At 42.8% G+C, this 18,502-nt stretch carries 14 protein-coding genes and 2 tRNA genes; 11 read left to right on the top strand and 5 right to left on the bottom strand.

Annotated features, from left to right (window positions below; genetic code table 11):
- The first annotated feature begins 27 nt into the window (after nt 1–27).
- Together PR800_RS18360 and PR800_RS18355 are read left to right on the top strand one after the other, a co-directional pair.
- Nucleotides 28–104 (top strand) — tRNA-Asp (locus PR800_RS18360).
- 8 nt (nt 105–112) lie between these two features.
- A tRNA-Trp gene (locus tag PR800_RS18355) sits at nt 113–188 on the top strand.
- A gap of 658 nt (nt 189–846) precedes the next feature.
- On the opposite strand, the gene hdfR is transcribed toward PR800_RS18355, so the two are convergent.
- On the bottom strand, nt 847–1,686 hold the full coding sequence (gene hdfR / locus PR800_RS18350) for an HTH-type transcriptional regulator HdfR (RefSeq protein WP_166263917.1): 840 nt from the start codon (nt 1,684–1,686) through the stop codon (nt 847–849).
- A gap of 112 nt (nt 1,687–1,798) precedes the next feature.
- Between hdfR and PR800_RS18345 the strand changes: the two genes are divergently transcribed.
- Nucleotides 1,799–2,137, top strand: a complete 339-nt coding sequence (locus PR800_RS18345; RefSeq protein ID WP_102139853.1) for a DUF413 domain-containing protein — start codon at nt 1,799–1,801, stop codon at nt 2,135–2,137.
- Nucleotides 2,138–2,214: 77 nt separating this feature from the next.
- Here PR800_RS18345 and PR800_RS18340 read toward each other — a convergent pair whose 3' ends face one another.
- Nucleotides 2,215–3,741, bottom strand: a complete 1,527-nt coding sequence (locus PR800_RS18340; protein ID WP_102139854.1) for a YifB family Mg chelatase-like AAA ATPase — start codon at nt 3,739–3,741, stop codon at nt 2,215–2,217.
- A gap of 479 nt (nt 3,742–4,220) precedes the next feature.
- Between PR800_RS18340 and ilvL the strand changes: the two genes are divergently transcribed.
- The 6 genes from ilvL to ilvA all read left to right on the top strand — a co-directional run bounded on the left by ilvL (nt 4,221) and on the right by ilvA (nt 10,800).
- Nucleotides 4,221–4,322 carry an ilv operon leader peptide gene (ilvL, locus tag PR800_RS18335; protein ID WP_071524553.1) on the top strand — a complete coding sequence of 34 codons (102 nt, stop codon included), beginning with the start codon at nt 4,221–4,223 and terminating at the stop codon, nt 4,320–4,322.
- A 132-nt stretch (nt 4,323–4,454) separates the two neighbouring features.
- The gene (gene ilvG / locus PR800_RS18330) at nt 4,455–6,101 is read left to right on the top strand and encodes an acetolactate synthase 2 catalytic subunit (protein ID WP_102139855.1); all 1,647 of its coding nucleotides are present in this window, start codon (nt 4,455–4,457) and stop codon (nt 6,099–6,101) included.
- Nucleotides 6,098–6,367: an acetolactate synthase 2 small subunit gene (gene ilvM, locus PR800_RS18325; protein WP_102139856.1), complete on the top strand. Its 270-nt coding sequence runs from the start codon at nt 6,098–6,100 to the stop codon at nt 6,365–6,367. Before ilvG ends, ilvM begins: the two co-directional genes overlap by 4 nt.
- Before the next feature lie 11 nt (nt 6,368–6,378).
- On the top strand, nt 6,379–7,305 hold the full coding sequence (locus PR800_RS18320) for a branched-chain amino acid transaminase (protein WP_102139857.1): 927 nt from the start codon (nt 6,379–6,381) through the stop codon (nt 7,303–7,305).
- Nucleotides 7,306–7,372: 67 nt separating this feature from the next.
- Entirely contained in the window at nt 7,373–9,223 is a 1,851-nt protein-coding gene (gene ilvD / locus PR800_RS18315; RefSeq protein WP_239978783.1) for a dihydroxy-acid dehydratase, read from the top strand.
- Between the two features lie 2 nt (nt 9,224–9,225).
- Nucleotides 9,226–10,800, top strand: coding sequence for a threonine ammonia-lyase, biosynthetic (ilvA, locus tag PR800_RS18310; RefSeq protein WP_102139859.1), 1,575 nt, complete (start codon nt 9,226–9,228; stop codon nt 10,798–10,800).
- Here ilvA and ilvY read toward each other — a convergent pair.
- Nucleotides 10,792–11,688 carry an HTH-type transcriptional activator IlvY gene (gene ilvY, locus PR800_RS18305; protein WP_102139860.1) on the bottom strand — a complete coding sequence of 299 codons (897 nt, stop codon included), beginning with the start codon at nt 11,686–11,688 and terminating at the stop codon, nt 10,792–10,794. The two genes, ilvA and ilvY, sit on opposite strands and share 9 nt — an antisense overlap.
- Nucleotides 11,689–11,861: 173 nt before the next feature.
- Between ilvY and ilvC the strand changes: the two genes are divergently transcribed.
- Nucleotides 11,862–13,334, top strand: a complete 1,473-nt coding sequence (gene ilvC, locus PR800_RS18300) for a ketol-acid reductoisomerase (RefSeq protein ID WP_195697887.1) — start codon at nt 11,862–11,864, stop codon at nt 13,332–13,334.
- Between the two features lie 243 nt (nt 13,335–13,577).
- The gene (gene rep, locus PR800_RS18295; RefSeq protein ID WP_102139862.1) at nt 13,578–15,602 is read left to right on the top strand and encodes a DNA helicase Rep; all 2,025 of its coding nucleotides are present in this window, start codon (nt 13,578–13,580) and stop codon (nt 15,600–15,602) included.
- Between the two features lie 52 nt (nt 15,603–15,654).
- On the opposite strand, the gene gppA is transcribed toward rep, so the two are convergent.
- Together gppA and rhlB are read right to left on the bottom strand one after the other, a co-directional pair.
- Nucleotides 15,655–17,157 carry a guanosine-5'-triphosphate,3'-diphosphate diphosphatase gene (gene gppA, locus PR800_RS18290; RefSeq protein ID WP_272531224.1) on the bottom strand — a complete coding sequence of 501 codons (1,503 nt, stop codon included), beginning with the start codon at nt 17,155–17,157 and terminating at the stop codon, nt 15,655–15,657.
- 11 nt (nt 17,158–17,168) lie between these two features.
- The gene (gene rhlB / locus PR800_RS18285; RefSeq protein WP_166263931.1) at nt 17,169–18,455 is read right to left on the bottom strand and encodes an ATP-dependent RNA helicase RhlB; all 1,287 of its coding nucleotides are present in this window, start codon (nt 18,453–18,455) and stop codon (nt 17,169–17,171) included.
- Nucleotides 18,456–18,502: the final 47 nt, after the last annotated feature.

Below are 18,502 nucleotides of genomic sequence, written 5' to 3'. Positions count from 1 at the left end.
AAACAGCCGAAAGGCAAAAGAATAAGTGGAGCGGTAGTTCAGTTGGTTAGAATACCTGCCTGTCACGCAGGGGGTCGCGGGTTCGAGTCCCGTCCGTTCCGCCACTTAATTTAGGGGCGTAGTTCAATTGGTAGAGCACCGGTCTCCAAAACCGGGTGTTGGGAGTTCGAGTCTCTCCGCCCCTGCCAGTTACCAATTAAGTAATAATAAAAGAAGTATCTATTGATAACCCGATTAGCTTAATCGGGTTTTTCTTTATCCGTACAATTGTAAATATAGAGTTATTTTCTTAACCCCCCCTCAGTTAATCTTTAATTCACTTTTTTCCCCCACATACTATATTAACTTTCACTAATTTCAAAAAATCACTTTGCTAAAGAAGTAATATATTGTTGTATTATTGTTTTATAAAAATAAATGCCGATGAGTTTTTCGTGATTGATATACTTATTGAGATATAAAAGAAAATATTAGTTAAGACTATTTAATAGCGGCATATAATTTACTTATTCATTTTTTTTATTATATTAAGTTGCGTTAGCGTCATTAAACATGAGGTTATTAAATTCTATTTATAAATCAGACTATTAATTCAATAATAGGACCTTCATGTCAGAGGTTGATGCTTAGGTTAATATTCGTAAGCTAAGTATGAAAAGATGTTTATAGGAATTAAAGAATAAAGCTCAGAGCATACAAAGTGGCTATGTAAATATTATCTCGCCTTTTGCTAAAACTCAGACAAAAATTAGCTTTTAATAATATTCGTTCAATTATAGGTGAGGGTTATGAGTCTTTCACTAGTATAAAGATATGCCAAACCACCCGTTATGAGGGTGGCTATGATTATTCACTTAAAGGCGCATTTTTTATTGGCGTCTTAATCAATTGATTGATAAGAGCTTGTTGATCATTTTTTTGGAGCCAGACAGCATACAAGGGTTTGCTTATTGAGGTTTCTGAGAGCGTTTTTAAGCCTGGGTATTGATATGCCCAATGTGCAGGCAAAAATGCCGCTGAAAGCGATACAGGAAGTAATTGACGGGTAATATGGGCTGAGGTAGTGATCATTACGGGTGTATCATCTTGAGTTAGTGCTGGTTCATTTTTTGGATGAAAATCAGCCCCCCATTCAAGCTTTATAAAATTATATTTTGTGAGTGCAATATTTTTTTGGGAAGCCATAAGTTGTAAGTCAATAGTACCGATGATTGTGCTTTCAAACTCATCCATTTTGGGTGGCTCAGTTGCAATTAATAAATCTAATTCTCTAGAATGTAATTGCTTAACGAGGGACTGACGCGTTGAAACTCTAGCTTCGAGTCGTAGTTCATCATGTTGATTATAAAGTTCTTCTGCCCAGTCAGTTAGATAGCCTTCCCAAAGTGAAGCGGTTGCACCAATAGAAAGTTCTGTGTGTTGTGAGGCATGAGATATCTCTTTTTTAGCTTGCAACCAGGTATTCATTAGTGATTCAGCATATGGAACAAGCCTTTCACCGGCAGCGGTTAACCGGATATTATTTCTATGTCTCGTAAATAGGCTTGTACCTAGTTGTGTTTCTAATTGCCTAATACGGAAGCTAACCGCTGATTGCGTTAAATAGAGTGATTCTGCGGCTCTACCAAAGTGCCTAGTTTTACTAACCTCTAAAAAAGTTCTCAATAACTCGCTGTCCACACGCATCTCCAATTATTTTTGTCGTGATGATTTAAATGTTTTGTTTTACAGATTGTCAATGCTGTCTAATACTCCGCGCCATATAGAGTTTGACTGTAATAAGTTAGGAGTGTGTCAGATGGCAGATAGCTTCATCACGACTAATCGTTTTTTTGATAATAAACATTACCCACGTGGCTTTTCTCGTCATGGTGATTTCACCATCAAAGAAGCTCAGTTGCTAGAACGTCTCGGCCAAGCTTTTAATGAGCTTGATGCAGGTAAACGAGCACCGCAGACAGAAGAAGAAAAACTTTTCGTCGCTGTATGCCGTGGTGAACGTGAACCAGCTACCCCAGAAGAAAAAGTTTGGGTAAAATATTCTAGCCGTATTAACCGCCCTAAACGCTTCCATACTTTATCTGGCGGTAAACCGCAGATAGACCCATCGGAAGACTACACTGATACAGATGATTAATATCGTCGTCGTATGATAAGAGGGACTCCGGTCCCTTTATTTTTACGAGATAATAAGTACTTGTCTGTCCACCCTTCTCAGCTTACTTGTTTTTGCAAATGAAGCAATAACTTATCCATCGCTCGATACCCCAGCGCTTCTAATAAATCGGAACGCTCAATAGTTTCTGCGGCATTAAGGTCGGCTATTGTTCTAGCAACCCTTAAAATTCTATGCCAGGCTCGGATGGAAAGACCTAACTTATTTAATGCATGTTCTAAGAATAACGCATCTTTTGTTGTTAGTAGGCAAAATTGTGTGGTTTCTCTTGGCGTTAGTAAACTATTAATTTTTCCAGCTCGCCTAAGTTGTCTATTTCTAGCTTCGATGACTCTTTGTCTAACGTGTTCACTTGTTTCACCTTGATTTGTTTGATTACTCAATGAGCCGAGAGGCAACAATGGAATTTCTATTGAGAGGTCAAATCGATCAATAAAAGGCCCGGATATGCGTGAAAGGTAACGTAGGATACGAGAAGGGACTGAACGGCTCATTTCTCCTTGGTAGTGCCCTGTTGGACTAGGATTTAAGGCTGCGATCAGCTGGAAGCTTGCAGGATAGCAAACTTTTGCTTTTGCTCGAGAAATGCTAATTTTTCTAGATTCTAATGGTTCTCGTAAAGAATCAAGTACTGAACGGCTAAATTCTGGTAATTCATCTAAAAATAACACACCATGATGCGCAAGTGAAATTTCGCCAGGTTTGGGAAGCGAGCCTCCCCCAATTAAAGCCGCAATTGATGCGCTATGATGAGGCGCTCTAAAAGGCCTTATTGGCCAGTTCATATCTTCTTTTGTGTTTTCACTCAAACTATGCAATGAAGCCACTTCTAATGCTTCCTGAGGGGTTAAAGGGGGAAGTAAAGTCATTAGCCGGCTTGCTAACATAGTTTTTCCTGTTCCCGGAGGACCCAGTAAAAGTAAATTATGCCCACCAGCAGCACAAATTTCTAATGCCCGTTTCCCATGTTCTTGGCCGATAATATCGTTAATATCACTCTCTTGCTTGATTGAGATAGGCGGTTGATGAATTTGTTGATTACAAAGTAATGTATGTTTGTTATGTAAAAAATGACAAAGCTCTAATAAGGATGTCGCGAAATAAACGCTATTATTTGGGAGTAAACCTAATTGGTGTTGATTCTCCATTGACAGTATCAAAGAACGCTGTTGTTTTAATGCTGATTGAGCTGCAGGAATAGCGCTATTGACATAACGAACATCGCCAGACAAAGCGAGTTCGCCTAAAAATTCATATTGTCTTAATGGCTCGTGGGGGAGTTGGCCTGATGATGCGAGTATGGCTATCGCAATTGCGAGGTCATACCGACCGCTTTCTTTTGGTAAATCGGCTGGCGCTAAATTAACCGTCATTTTTTTAGCTGGATATTCAAATCCACTGTTTAGTAGAGCGCTTCGAACTCTATCTCTTGCTTCTTTTACTGCTGTTTCTGGTAGCCCAACAAGTGTTAAACCTGGAAGCCCATTACTAATATGTGCTTCAACAGTAACAAGAGGTGCTTCTAACCCAATTGATGCTCTAGTGTAAACAATCGCTAATGTCATAAGCCCTCCAATATCATTTACAGAGTAATATTCTGCTGAAAGTAAGTTTACTTATCTTGGGTAGATAATATGTTTGCGAAGCTGCTCGACAATTTAATTACTTAGTTACTGGACTGTTTCAATTTACTGCGAGCAGCTTCGAAGTCTTGTTATAATTGGGGTTGTGAGGATGTTATAAAGCATGGAGACTATTCTGAGCTTGGAGATCAGTAAGAAAAAATAATTAATTTCTCTGTGTGAGTTTTAATGGCGCTAGATGATTGTCATGGATGATATAGCTGATCATGCTGGGTATTTTGTTGAATATTACTGATGAATGGGTGTTTAAGTAGTTTATAATGCTAATTATCTCATAGGTATGTGATTTTGAAGTGATTTAATGTTTTGAAAATAAATAAATTAAATAAAAGTTGTCAAAACAATTTTAAAATGATAACTCTAAATAATAGATAATTAAGAATATTGAAAAAGTAAAATACATGAACGCATTTATCCAAGCAGTTAGCCTAATTATTATTAGCGTGGTGGTGATTATTATCCCACCGTGCGGGGCTGCACTTGGACGACGAAGGCTAAAATAACAGCCAGATCTTACGAGAACCCCGCACCGAAAGGCGCGGGGTTTTTTTTGACATAAATGTTGATTAATGCAAACACACAAAATAAAACATAACAAATACAAATAGATAAAGTAGATGGACAGGAGATAAAGCATGAACGGAGCACAATGGTTAGTTCAAGCATTGCGAGCACAGGGGGTTGATACCGTATTTGGTTATCCTGGTGGCGCAATAATGCCAGTTTATGATGCATTGTATGATGGTGGAGTTGAGCATTTGTTGTGTCGACATGAGCAAGGTGCTGTAATCGCTGCGATTGGCTATGCACGTTCAACAGGAAAAACAGGGGTATGTATCGCAACATCTGGCCCTGGTGCAACAAATGTTATCACGGGATTAGCTGACGCATTATTAGACTCCGTCCCTGTTGTCGCGATTACCGGGCAAGTCGCCTCTGAGTTTATCGGAACCGATGCCTTTCAGGAAATCGATGTCTTAGGGTTGTCTTTAGCTTGTACTAAACATAGCTTTTTAGTTGAAGATATCGAAGATTTACCTCGCATTCTTGCTGAGGCTTTCGCAATCGCAAATAGTGGGCGTCCTGGCCCTGTACTGATTGATATTCCGAAAGATATTCAGCTACAACAAGCTGAGCTGTCTCCGTTTTTAATGCCAGTAGAGCAGGAAGTTACCTCGCCTTTATCTGAAATTCAACAAGCTAGAATGTTATTAGAACAATCAGAAAAGCCTATGTTGTATGTTGGCGGTGGTGTTGGAATGTCTGGTGCGGTTACAGAATTGCGTGAATTTATTGAGTTTACAGGCATTCCTTCAGTTGCAACATTAAAAGGTCTTGGTGCTGTGAGTCCTTTAGATGAAAACTATTTAGGTATGTTAGGGATGCATGGCACTAAGGCAGCCAATATCTCAGTACAACGTTGTGACCTACTCATCGCTGTTGGTGCTCGTTTTGATGATAGGGTAACAGGTAAGTTAAATACTTTTGCACCGAACGCCAAAGTGATTCATATCGATATAGATCACGTAGAACTGGATAAATTGCGTCAAACTCATGTTGCGCTGCATGGTGATGCAAAGGTATTACTGCCTGAATTAATGCTTAAAAAATCAATTGCGCTTTGGCAGCAGGAAGTTCAGCAACTTAAAAAAGAATTCGGTTGGCGTTATGACCATCCTGGTGAGCCTATTTATGCGCCATTATTACTGAAACAGCTGTCGGATAAAATGAAGCCAAATACCGTTGTTACCACTGATGTAGGGCAACACCAAATGTGGTCAGCGCAACATATCACCGTTGATGCGCCTGAAAACTTCTTAACTTCAAGCGGGCTTGGAACCATGGGGTTTGGTATCCCTGCGGCAATTGGTGCACAGGTTGCTAGGCCTGAAGATACCGTTGTCTGTGTCTCTGGGGATGGCTCATTTATGATGAATGTCCAAGAGCTGGGAACCATCAAACGTAAGCAACTTCCTGTAAAAATCCTTTTGATCGATAACCAACGATTAGGCATGGTCCGTCAGTGGCAAGAACTGTTTTTTGAACAGCGCTATAGCGAAACAATTTTAACAGATAACCCTGATTTTGTGGCATTAGCCAGTGCGTTTGGTATCAAAGGCCAACGGATCACGGACAAGTCGGAAGTTAACTCTGCATTAGATGAATTACTTAATAGCGAAGGTGCCTATTTATTACAGGTATCAATTAATGAATTAGAAAATGTCTGGCCGTTGGTTCCACCTGGGGCTAGTAATGAAAAAATGATGGAGAAACCATTATGATGCAACATCAAATCTCGATATTGGCCCGTTTCCGTCCTGAGGTTTTAGAGCGTATATTAAGGGTCACTCGCCATCGTGGATTTCGTATTAATGCCATGAATATGGGGCAATCGACAGACGGCGACAATGTTAATATTGAACTTACTGTAAGTAGTCAAAGGCCATTAACCCAGCTTTGTGCACAGTTAACCAAGCTTTCAGACATTACAGAAGTTGAAGTACGACAACAAGAATCACGACTATTACGCACACAAAGTGCAATGTAAGGAATATACAAATGACTAAGAAAGCTGACTTTATTTGGTTTAACGGTGAAATGACGCCATGGGCTGATGCAAAGGTTCATGTTATGTCTCATGCTCTGCACTATGGTACATCAGTGTTTGAAGGCGTCCGTTGTTATGACTCACACAAAGGTCCCGTGGTCTTCCGCCACCGTGAGCATATGCAACGTTTGCATGATTCAGCGAAAATTTACCGTATGCCTGTCAGCTACAGTGTGGAAGAGTTAATGGAAGCATGTCGTGCAACTCTGCGTAAAAATAACTTAGTCAGTGCATATATTCGCCCATTAGTATTTATTGGTGATGTTGGTATGGGTGTTAACCCACCAGACGGTTATAACACCGATGTGATTTTAGCTGCGTTCCCATGGGGTGCTTATTTAGGTGAAGAAGCGTTAGACCAAGGCATTGATGCGATGGTGTCTTCTTGGAATCGTGTTGCACCAAACACCATTCCTACAGGGGCAAAAGCAGGTGGTAACTACCTGTCTTCATTACTGGTTGGTAGTGAAGCGCGTCGCCATGGTTACCAAGAAGGGATTGCACTAGATGTTCATGGGTATCTTTCAGAAGGCGCAGGGGAAAATATTTTTGAGGTGAAAGATGGCATCCTGTATACGCCTCCGTTCACATCATCTGCATTACCGGGTATTACACGTGATGCAATTTTAACCTTAGCAAAAGATATGGGTATTGAAGTTCGTGAGCAAACACTATCACGTGAATCTCTCTATCTTGCTGATGAAGTCTTTATGACAGGCACAGCTGCCGAAATTACGCCAGTACGTAGCGTTGATGGTATCCAAGTCGGCATTGGTCGTTGTGGCCCAGTAACCAAGAAAATTCAGCAAGCATTCTTTGGCTTATTTGATGGCACAACAGAAGATAAATGGGGCTGGTTAGATCCAGTAAACCCTTAATAACTAAATTGAAATAGATGTTACAGGCGGACGTTCCCCGCCTGTTTTAAACACGGGAGTTAAAGATATGCCTAAGTACCGTTCAGCAACAACAACTCATGGTCGTAATATGGCTGGGGCTCGTGCATTATGGCGTGCAACAGGCATGACCGATGCTGATTTTGGAAAGCCCATTATTGCTGTTGTTAACTCATTCACACAGTTTGTTCCTGGTCACGTACATCTACGTGATTTAGGCAAATTAGTTGCAGAGCAAATTGAAAATGCAGGTGGTGTTGCGAAAGAGTTTAATACAATCGCAGTTGACGATGGGATTGCCATGGGACATGGCGGAATGCTGTATTCCTTACCTTCTCGTGAATTAATTGCAGACTCGGTTGAATATATGGTGAATGCACACTGTGCGGATGCCATGGTATGTATTTCAAACTGCGATAAGATCACCCCAGGCATGTTGATGGCGTCATTGCGCCTCAATATTCCAGTTATTTTTGTTTCGGGTGGCCCGATGGAAGCGGGTAAAACCAAGCTTTCAGACCAAATTATCAAGCTCGATTTGGTTGATGCCATGATCCAAGGAGCGAACCCAAATGTGAGCGATGCAGATAGCGAGCAAATAGAACGTTCAGCATGCCCAACGTGTGGTTCTTGCTCAGGAATGTTTACTGCAAACTCAATGAACTGCTTAACTGAGGCGCTTGGGTTATCTCAGCCAGGAAATGGCTCATTGTTGGCGACTCACGCAGATCGCGAAACGTTATTTATCAATGCAGGTAAGCGCATTGTTGAATTAACCAAACGCTATTACGAACAAGATGATGAAAGTGCGTTACCACGCAATATCGCCAATAAATCTGCATTTGAAAATGCGATGACGTTGGATATTGCCATGGGTGGTTCAACTAACACCGTCCTGCACTTACTGGCAGCCGCTCAGGAAGCAGAGATCGATTTCACCATGGATGATATCGACCGCTTATCACGTAAAGTTCCACACCTCTGTAAGGTTGCACCGAGTACGCAAAAATACCATATGGAAGATGTTCACCGTGCTGGTGGTGTTATCGGTATTTTAGGTGAGCTGAGCCGTGCAGGTTTGCTGCAAGAAAATGTGACTAATATTTTAGGCCTTAGCTTCCAAGAAACACTAGCGCAATATGATGTGATGTTAACAAAGGACGAGTCTGTCAAATCGATGTTTTCCGCAGGCCCTGCCGGGATCCGCACGACAAAAGCTTTTTCACAGAATTGCCGTTGGCCGTCATTGGATACTGACCGTGAAAATGGGTGTATCCGTAGTATTGAGCATGCGTATAGTTTGGATGGGGGCCTTGCTGTCCTGTCTGGAAATATTGCAGAGGATGGCTGTATTGTTAAAACAGCAGGGGTTGATGAAGGTAGCTTAACATTCCGTGGCCCAGCCAAAGTGTTTGAAAGCCAAGATGATGCCGTTGAGTCGATCCTCGGTGGAAAAGTTGTTGAAGGTGATGTGGTTGTTATTCGCTATGAAGGGCCTAAAGGTGGCCCGGGCATGCAAGAAATGCTGTATCCAACCTCATATCTGAAATCAATGGGGTTAGGCAAAAGCTGTGCATTGATAACGGATGGCCGCTTTTCAGGTGGTAGCTCTGGGCTTTCTATCGGCCATATTTCGCCAGAAGCCGCGAGTGGTGGCTTATTAGCATTAGTTCAAGATGGCGATATTATTGATATTGATATTCCAAAAAGAACGATTGCGCTGGATGTTAGTGAAAGCGAATTGAATCAACGTCGTGAAGCTGAATTGGCTCGAGGTGATAAAGCTTATACTCCGCGTAATCGTCAGCGTGAGGTTTCTTTTGCTCTGCGTGCTTACGCTTCTTTGGCGACGAGCGCAGACAAAGGTGCTGTTCGTGACAAGTCGAAATTAGGGGGCTAATTGTGGCGGCAGCAAAACCATTACCGGTTGCCCCAACCGGAGCAGATTACTTAAAAGCGGCGCTGAGTGCGCCGGTTTATGAAGCTGCACAAGTAACGCCTCTTCAACAGATGGATAAAATATCTTCACGCTTGGGCAATACCATTTTAGTCAAGCGCGAAGATAGGCAGCCAGTACATAGCTTTAAGCTCCGTGGTGCTTACGCCATGATTGCGAGTTTAACTGAAGAGCAAAAAAGCAAAGGTGTGGTGACCGCTTCTGCTGGGAATCACGCTCAAGGCGTTGCGTTATCGGCAAATCGTGTGGGTGTGAAAGCAAAAATCGTCATGCCAGTTGCGACAGCGGATATCAAAGTGGATGCCGTACGTAGTTTCGGTGGCGAAGCTATTTTACATGGTGCCAATTTTGATGAAGCGAAAGCGAAAGCCATTGCAATGGCAGAAGAGGATGGTTACACCTTCGTTCCACCTTTTGACCACCCTTCAGTCATTGCAGGCCAAGCTACGATAGCACTGGAACTATTGCAACAAGATGTTCATTTAGACCGAATTTTTATCCCAGTAGGTGGCGGTGGGTTAATTGCGGGCGTCGCTGTGATTATCAAGCAATTAATGCCTGAAATTAAAATCATTGGAGTAGAGTCGGAAGATGCTGCTTGTTTAAAAGCGGCATTAGAGGCGGGACACCCTGTTGATTTACCCCGTGTTGGCTTATTTGCAGAAGGTGTAGCAGTAAAACGCATCGGAGACGAAACCTTCAGGTTGTGCCAGCAATATGTTGATGATGTTATTACTGTTGATAGCGATTCCATTTGTGCAGCACTGAAAGATATTTTTGAAGATGTTCGTGCGATAGCTGAACCTTCAGGCGCTTTGGCATTGGCCGGATTGAAAAAATATGTACAGCAGCACAACATCAAAGGCGAACGTTTAGCACATATTTTGTCCGGTGCGAATATGAATTTCCACGGGCTACGTTATGTTTCTGAGCGCTGTGAAATTGGTGAACAACGAGAAGCTTTGCTGGCAGTGACCATTCCTGAGCAAAAAGGGAGTTTTTTACGCTTTTGCCAGTTATTAGGTCATCGAGCAATTACGGAGTTTAACTATCGATATACGGATGCCGATCCTGACCGTGCTTGTATTTTTGTTGGGGTGCGTTTAAGTGGCCGTGATGGCGAGCGCTCGGAGATTATTCAAGAGCTCAAAAGTAACGGCTATGAAGTCGATGATTTATCTGATGATGAAATGGCCAAACTCCATGTGCGTTACATGATTGGTGGCCGCCCATCAAAGCCATTAGATGAAAGATTGTATAGCTTTGAATTTCCAGAGTCTCCAGGTGCATTACTGAGATTCTTAGAGACTCTTGGGACTCATTGGAATATTACGTTATTTCACTATCGCAGCCATGGTACGGATTATGGACGAGTGCTGGCGGCATTTGAACTGGCTGGGCCGGAAGTACGTTTTGATAGGCATCTTGATGCGCTAGGTTATGAATATCATGATGAAACAGGAAACCCGTCTTTCCGTTTTTTCTTAGCGCCACAAGATAACCAAAGAACCTTAGACTGAGTTGTCCGGGAGTAACTCCCAGAACGCTTTAATTAATGGTTCACTCAGGCGTTTGCTTAATAGGCAAACGCCGAGTTCAAAAGGTTCAACCATTGAAATATTATCGAGCTGTGAAATACGGCTACGTACGGGCTCTGGGCTGTTATCAACGACCACGCTGGGGATCAAGGCAATGCCACATCCCAAAGCCACCATTGACACAATAGCCTCATGGCCCGATACCGTCGCATAAATGACGGGGTTATTGATATTATGGCGACGGAACCAAAGTTCGATACGTTTACGTGATGGGCCATGCTCAGGCAGGATGAAGGGGACGGTAGACCAATCAGGTTCAGCCTCTGTTACCATACTTCGTACTGCACAGGGTAGTGATGGAGCAATCAAAACGAGAGGGATTTCGCCGATTTTTGCAAAACGGACGTTATCAGGTAAGCGCTCGGGTTTGCCTGCGATACCAAGGTCAGCCTCATGAGTTTCCACTTTTTCAACGGCATCAGCTGCGTCCCCTGTCGTGAGCTTAATTTCAACTAATGGGTGCAGCGCACGGAATTTATCTAACACTTCGGGTAAATGACTATAGGCTGCCGTAACAGAACAGAAAAGGTGCAGTTCTCCACTGAGCGATGGGCTTTGCTGGTTGAGAGCATGTTGCAGTTGTTGATATTGCAATAATGTTTGTTGGGCAAATTGCTTAAGATGCTCCCCTGCTTGGGTCAATTTGACTGAGCGGTTATCGCGCACAAATAGTGGGTGACCAAGCTGCTCTTCGAGGCGTTGTATTTGTCTAGACAATGTGGAAGGGCTGACATGCATCGCTTTAGATGTGCGCCCGAAGTGGCAACTTTGTGCTAAATGCAAAAAAAGCTTGAGATCGCGAATGTCCATTTTGCCCTCTAATAACATAATTAATGACGTTGCAGATATTGCAACATTGTATTGTTAATATATCAATTTAAGCAATGCGAAACATCGCATATAGTAAATCCATAAACGCTCAAAAATGAGCGACAGGCAGACTGCCTGACATAACGAACACAACAGAACAATGGAGTATGACAATGGCGAATTATTTTAACACATTGAATTTACGTGAGCAGTTAGCTCAATTAGGTAAGTGCCGTTTTATGCAGCGCGAAGAATTTGCGGATGAAGCGGGCTTTCTGAAAGGTAAAAAAATCGTCATCGTCGGTTGTGGAGCACAAGGGCTGAACCAAGGCCTGAATATGCGTGACTCAGGTTTAGATATTGCTTATGCATTACGTGATGAAGCAATTGCAGAGAAACGTGCTTCATGGCGCAAAGCGACAGAAAATGGTTTCAAAGTTGGGACTTATAAAGAATTGATCCCTACTGCTGATTTGGTTGTTAACTTAACGCCAGACAAACAGCATTCAGCCGTTGTTCGTGCTGTTCAGCCTATGATGAAACAAGGCGCAGCATTGGGTTATTCACATGGCTTCAACATTGTTGAAGTTGGCGAAGAAATCCGTAAAGACATTACTGTTGTGATGGTTGCTCCAAAATGCCCAGGTACTGAAGTACGTGAAGAATACAAGCGTGGTTTTGGTGTTCCAACGCTGATTGCAGTACACCCAGAAAATGACCCGAAAGGTGAGGGTATGGCGATTGCTAAAGCGTGGGCGGCAGCGACTGGCGGTCACCGTGCAGGTGTTCTGGAATCCTCATTTGTTGCAGAAGTTAAGTCTGACCTGATGGGTGAGCAAACGATTCTGTGTGGTATGTTGCAAGCGGGTGCATTACTGAGCTACGACAAAATGGTCGCAGACGGTGTTGAGCCAGGCTACGCAGGTAAATTAATTCAGTTTGGTTGGGAAACTATCACTGAAGCGTTGAAACAAGGCGGCATCACGCTGATGATGGATCGCTTATCTAACCCTGCGAAAGTGCGTGCTTATGCGTTATCTGAGCAACTGAAAACTATCATGGCGCCATTGTTCCACAAACATATGGATGACATCATTTCAGGCGAGTTTTCTGCAACAATGATGGCAGACTGGGCAAATGATGATAAAAACTTGCTGACATGGCGTGAAGAGACAGGCAAAACGGCATTCGAAAATTACCCTGAATATAACGAGAAAATTGCGGAACAAGAGTACTTCGACCACGGTGTTCTGTTAGTTGCAATGGTTAAAGCAGGCGTTGAGTTAGCGTTCGATACGATGTTAGAAGCGGGTATCTTAGAAGAATCGGCTTACTATGAGTCACTGCATGAATTACCACTGATTGCGAACACTATTGCTCGTAAACGTTTATATGAAATGAACGTGGTTATCTCTGATACTGCAGAATATGGTAACTATCTGTTTTCATTCGCAGTTGTACCAATGCTGAAGGATTTCATGACGAAATTACAAGCAGGGGATTTAGCGAAACCAGTTGCAGATAATGGTACTGATAACGCGCAGTTACGTGATATCAACGAAGCTATCCGTAATCATCCGATTGAGAAGATCGGTAAGACTTTACGGGGTTATATGACGGATATGAAGAAGATTGCGGTCGGCTAATTTTTCGTCACTCTTCGCGTGATAGGTGCGTTGGCTACACTCTGTTACCTTCCTCTAACGCGAATAGTTTAGAAAAATGCATTAATGATATAAAAGAAAAAGAACAAAACCACATCTTTCTGATGAATGATGTGGTTTTTTGTTTTTTATAAATAGAGAAGATCGTTGCTCAAGAGTTGGCTCGGTTTCTGCTACAATCTGTAGCGAATTCCTTTTTGAATAACTGAGTGATGTAGAGAAGCCATGCGATTAAACCCAAGCCAACAGCAGGCAGTTGAATTTGTCGATGGCCCGTGCCTTGTATTGGCGGGAGCGGGGTCAGGCAAAACACGTGTTATTACCAATAAAATTGCGCATTTAATTCGCCAATGTGGTTATCAGCCTAGGCAAATTGCAGCGGTGACTTTCACCAATAAAGCAGCGCGGGAAATGAAAGAACGCGTGGCACAAACCTTGGGTAAGAAAGAAGCGCGTGGTTTGATCATATCCACCTTCCATACATTAGGGTTGGAAATTATTAAGCGTGAATATAAAGCGCTGGGTATTAAAGCCAACTTTTCGCTATTTGACGACCAAGACCAGATGGCATTGTTGAAAGAGCTCACTTTTGACTTGCTAGAAGAGGATAAAGACTTACTCAAGGAATTGATCTCAGCGATCTCAAATTGGAAAAATGATCTTATCTCGCCACAACAGGTTATAGGCCAAGCACGGAGTGAAAAAGAGCATCACTTTGCCGAGTGTTATCGTCGCTATGAACTTCATCTGAAAAGTTGCAATGTGTTGGATTTTGATGATTTAATCAGCAAACCTACCATGTTGTTATATCAGAATGAAGAAGTTCGCGAGCGCTGGCAGCAAAAAATTCGTTACTTGCTGGTGGATGAGTACCAAGATACCAATACGAGTCAGTATCAGTTGGTTAAATTGCTTGTGGGGCAGCGGGCAAGGTTTACGGTTGTGGGTGATGACGACCAGTCAATCTATTCATGGCGTGGAGCAAGGCCGCAAAATTTAGTTTTATTGAATCAGGACTTCCCTAAGTTAAATGTTATTAAGCTTGAGCAAAATTACCGTTCATCCGAACGAATTTTAAAGGCTGCGAATATTTTAATTGCCAATAACCCTCATGTATTTGAAAAAAAACTATTTTCAGAGCTGGGGTATGGTGCGCCAATTCGGGTTCTTACCGCAAATAATGAAGATCACGAAGCCGAAAGAGTGATTGGGGAGCTTATTGCACACCACTTTATTAATAAGACGGAATATAAAGATTACGCCATTTTGTATCGCGGTAACCATCAATCGCGTATTTTTGAAAAAATGTTGATGCAAAACCGCATTCCGTATCGTATTTCGGGGGGGACTTCGTTTTTCTCTCGCCCTGAAATCAAAGACTTATTAGCTTATTTGCGAGTATTGACGAACCCTGAAGATGACAGTGCTTTTTTACGTATCGTCAATACTCCACGTCGAGAGATTGGCCCCAAAACTATCCAAAAATTGGGGGAATGGGCAAACCAGCGGGGCAAAAGCTTGTATCAAGCCAGTTTTGATCTAGGGCTTGAACAAAGCTTAAAAGGCAAAGGATTAGAAGCATTACAGCGTTTCACTCATTGGATGGACAGTATTGTTCGAACGTCGGAACGTGAACCTTTAATTGCGGTGCGTGATTTGCTGCGCGAAATGGATTATGAAAGCTGGTTATATGAAACGTCGACCAGTACTAAAGCGGCTGAAATGCGAATGAAAAACGTCAACCAATTGTTCACATGGATGAGTGAAATGGTGGAAGGTGATGAGCTCAATGACCCAATGACATTGAGCCAAGTGGTTACCCGCTTTACGCTGCGCGATATGATGGAGCGTGGTGAGGATGATGAAGAATCAGACCAAGTTCAACTCATGACGTTGCATGCCTCTAAAGGTCTTGAATTCCCTTATGTTTTTTTGGTTGGTATGGAAGAGGGGCTATTGCCACACCAAAGTAGTATTGATGAAAACAATATTGATGAAGAACGCCGTTTAGCCTATGTGGGAATTACGCGGGCACAAAGAGAGCTGTTTTTTTCTCATTGCCGTGAGCGCCGCCAATATGGTGAATTAATCCGCCCTGAATTAAGCCGTTTTCTTCTTGAATTACCTCAAGATGATTTGCAATGGGAGCAGGAGCGTAAAGTGGTTAGTGCGCAGGAGCGTATGCAGAAAGGGCAATCAGCATTAGCTGATATTAAAGCCCGTTTAGGGTTAAATAAAAAAAGCGAGTAACGGTAACTAATTGAATTTCCACACTAGAGTCGGCCTAGTGTGGAAAATATTATCAATTTGAACTATTACGTTCTTCCAGCTCTAAAACCCAATTTACATAGCCCTGCCATTGGACTTCTTGCTGTAAATTTTCAGCTCGTAGAGGGTGAGAAGATAACCAACGATAGGGCAATGTAATGGTTAATATTTGTGCATTCACATTAAGCCTAAGAGCAGGCAAGGTATCATCCCGTCTACGGCTCGCAAAAATAATGGCGAGACGAAGTAAACGACATAAATCATATGCATGCTGCATGGGTAACGCATTTTGTTGGCTTAATGGCGTTAAATCAACAGGGCCTTGCTGGTTTATCAATAATGCAGCAAGTAACCGTTTTTGAGCTGGAGTGAAGCCAGGTAAATCAAGGTGTGTTATGAGGTAGCTAGCGTGCTCGGGGCCTTTACGGAAATCAACACTCAAGCCGATTTCATGTAAGGCGCATGCACTTGATAGTAAATCACGACAGCGAGTATCTAAGCCCCAATCTTTCGCGACTTGCAAGTAAAAATATTCTGCAAGTTGACGAACTCGGCCAGCTTGTTCGATATCGACTTGGAAGCGCCGTTGAATATTGCGAACGGTACGAGCGCGAATATCCTGCTCAATAGGAAGCTGTAGCATACCATAGACAAGACCTTCACGAAGTGCGCCGCCAGCCAGTGTCATGTTATCAATGTTTAATGCTTCAAAGATAGCAATCAAAATAGACAAGCCGCTTGGAAAAACCAGAGCGCGTTCGAAGGTTAAGCCGTCAATTTCAAGCTCTTCAAGTTTTTGGCATTGAATGGCTTTGCGCTTAAGCTGTTGTAATTTAGAAAGAGTGATCAGTTCATCCATGCCTTGGGCAATCATGATTTCCTGAATGGCTTGTACAGTACCGGATGCACCAACACATATCTTCCACCCATGTGTCTTTAGTGCATCAGCAATAGGGGCGATGACATTATGGGCAGCGGCTTGAGCCGCTGCGAAGTTTTCTTCGGTTAAACTTCTATCGCCAAAGTAGCGCTCAAGCCAAGTTACACACCCCATTTCAAGGCTGTAGAGTTGCTCTGCTTTTGCGCCTGTACCCGTAACTAGCTCAGTGCTTCCCCCTCCAATATCAACCACTAAGCGTTGATCTGGCCCGCCAGTTGTATGTGCAACACCTTGATAAATCAAACGAGCTTCTTCTTCCCCTTGAATGACTTTAACAGGGTTTCCTAAAATTTGGCTGGCTTTTTCGATGAAAATATTGGCATTTTTAGCTAGACGCAAAGTCGCTGTTGCGACAACACGAATTTGTGTATTCGGAATATCTTGTAAGTGTTCCGAAAACAGGCGCAAGCATTGCCAGCCTCGCTCCATTGCTTGCTCAGAAAGCAGGTTGTTGTTATCTAACCCTGCTGCAAGACGAACTTTGCGTTTAACCCTAGAGATGACCTGAATGCTGCCAGCAGTCTCACGTACAACGAGCATATGAAAACTGTTTGAGCCTAAATCGATGGCGGCATAAAGAGAAGAAGATTTCAGCATATCGTTTTTACTCAGCCTGGACGTTTATGGTTGTTACGTGGGCCATTGTGGCGACGCTGCGAATTCGAATTACGGCGAGGGCCTCCAGGACGTGGGCGATGACGGCGTTTTGGCGCAGGTAAATCGCTCAATAATGCATCACTGTTATATTTACTCACAGGGATTGAGTGTTGGATATATTCTTCAATAGCTGGCAGGTTAAGTGCATATTCTTCACAGGCTAAGCTAATTGAGTTTCCGCTTTCGCCAGCACGGCCAGTACGGCCAATACGGTGTACATAATCTTCACAGTCATCAGGTAAGTCGTAGTTAAAGACATGAGTTACTGATGGAATATGTAAACCACGTGCAGCAACATCAGTTGCCACTAAAATATCTAAATGGCCTTGTGTGAATTGCTCTAATATACGCAGTCGTTTTTTCTGTGCGACATCGCCAGTTAGCAAGCCTACACGATGACCATCGGCAGCTAAATGCGCCCAAATATCATCACAACGGTGTTTGGTATTGGCGAAAATAATACAACGCTCTGGCCACTCTTCTTCAAGTAGCGTTTGGAGCAAGCGCATTTTCTCTTCATTAGAAGGGTAAAATAACTCTTCTTTAATACGATGACCTGTTTTTTGTAAAGGTTCGACCTCAACATATTCAGGGTTATTCATTTGTTCGAAAGCTAATTCTCTTACTCGGTAAGATAAAGTTGCAGAAAACAGCAAGTTAAGCCTGTCTGCGGCACCTGGCATGCGACGGAAAATCCAGCGGATATCTTTAATGAAACCAAGGTCATACATACGGTCGGCTTCATCGAGGACCACAACTTGAATCGCACTTAAGTCGACATGGCCTTGTTTTGCGTAGTCGATTAAACGGCCAGTTGTACCAATAAGGATATCAACACCGTTTTGTAAAACCTTCAGTTGCTCATCATAGCCGTCACCACCGTATGCTAAGCCCATTTTCAGGCCAGTGTACTCAGCGAGCTCTTTAGCATCTGAATAGATTTGTACAGCGAGTTCGCGTGTCGGCGCCATAATGAGAGCACGAGGCTGATTCGCTTTTTTACCCTCAATCGCAGGGTGAGTTAATAAATAATGGAATGTAGACGTTAAAAAAGCTAACGTTTTCCCTGTACCGGTTTGCGCTTGACCCGCCACGTCTTTGCCTTCGACAGTAAAAGGCAAGGTGGACGCCTGGATAGGCGTGCAAAAATTGAAGCCTTTTTTATTTAGAGCTTCAATGACTTTAGGGTGCAATGCGAAGTCGGAAAACTTCTTTTCTGTCAAGTGTGCTTTACTCATAGTATGTTAGAATATCAGTTAACGGTTGGTTTACGAAAGTGTATCTT

Origin of the sequence: Providencia sp. PROV205, from assembly GCF_028479505.1 — a bacterium.
GTDB lineage: Bacteria > Pseudomonadota > Gammaproteobacteria > Enterobacterales > Enterobacteriaceae > Providencia > Providencia huaxiensis.
Note: the sequence above shows the minus strand (reverse complement) of the source record. Positions and strands in the feature narration are given on the sequence as shown.

What these genes read in the sequence shown, in the direction of transcription:
- hdfR (WP_166263917.1), bottom strand. Translation starts at nt 1,686, where the DNA reads ATGCGTGTGGACAGCGAGTTATTGAGAACTTTTTTAGAGGTTAGTAAA.
- PR800_RS18345 (WP_102139853.1), top strand. Translation starts at nt 1,799, where the DNA reads ATGGCAGATAGCTTCATCACGACTAATCGTTTTTTTGATAATAAACAT.
- PR800_RS18340 (WP_102139854.1), bottom strand. Translation starts at nt 3,741, where the DNA reads ATGACATTAGCGATTGTTTACACTAGAGCATCAATTGGGTTAGAAGCA.
- ilvL (WP_071524553.1), top strand. Translation starts at nt 4,221, where the DNA reads ATGAACGCATTTATCCAAGCAGTTAGCCTAATTATTATTAGCGTGGTG.
- ilvG (WP_102139855.1), top strand. Translation starts at nt 4,455, where the DNA reads ATGAACGGAGCACAATGGTTAGTTCAAGCATTGCGAGCACAGGGGGTT.
- ilvM (WP_102139856.1), top strand. Translation starts at nt 6,098, where the DNA reads ATGATGCAACATCAAATCTCGATATTGGCCCGTTTCCGTCCTGAGGTT.
- PR800_RS18320 (WP_102139857.1), top strand. Translation starts at nt 6,379, where the DNA reads ATGACTAAGAAAGCTGACTTTATTTGGTTTAACGGTGAAATGACGCCA.
- ilvD (WP_239978783.1), top strand. Translation starts at nt 7,373, where the DNA reads ATGCCTAAGTACCGTTCAGCAACAACAACTCATGGTCGTAATATGGCT.
- ilvY (WP_102139860.1), bottom strand. Translation starts at nt 11,688, where the DNA reads ATGGACATTCGCGATCTCAAGCTTTTTTTGCATTTAGCACAAAGTTGC.
- ilvC (WP_195697887.1), top strand. Translation starts at nt 11,862, where the DNA reads ATGGCGAATTATTTTAACACATTGAATTTACGTGAGCAGTTAGCTCAA.
- rep (WP_102139862.1), top strand. Translation starts at nt 13,578, where the DNA reads ATGCGATTAAACCCAAGCCAACAGCAGGCAGTTGAATTTGTCGATGGC.
- gppA (WP_272531224.1), bottom strand. Translation starts at nt 17,157, where the DNA reads ATGCTGAAATCTTCTTCTCTTTATGCCGCCATCGATTTAGGCTCAAAC.
- rhlB (WP_166263931.1), bottom strand. Translation starts at nt 18,455, where the DNA reads ATGAGTAAAGCACACTTGACAGAAAAGAAGTTTTCCGACTTCGCATTG.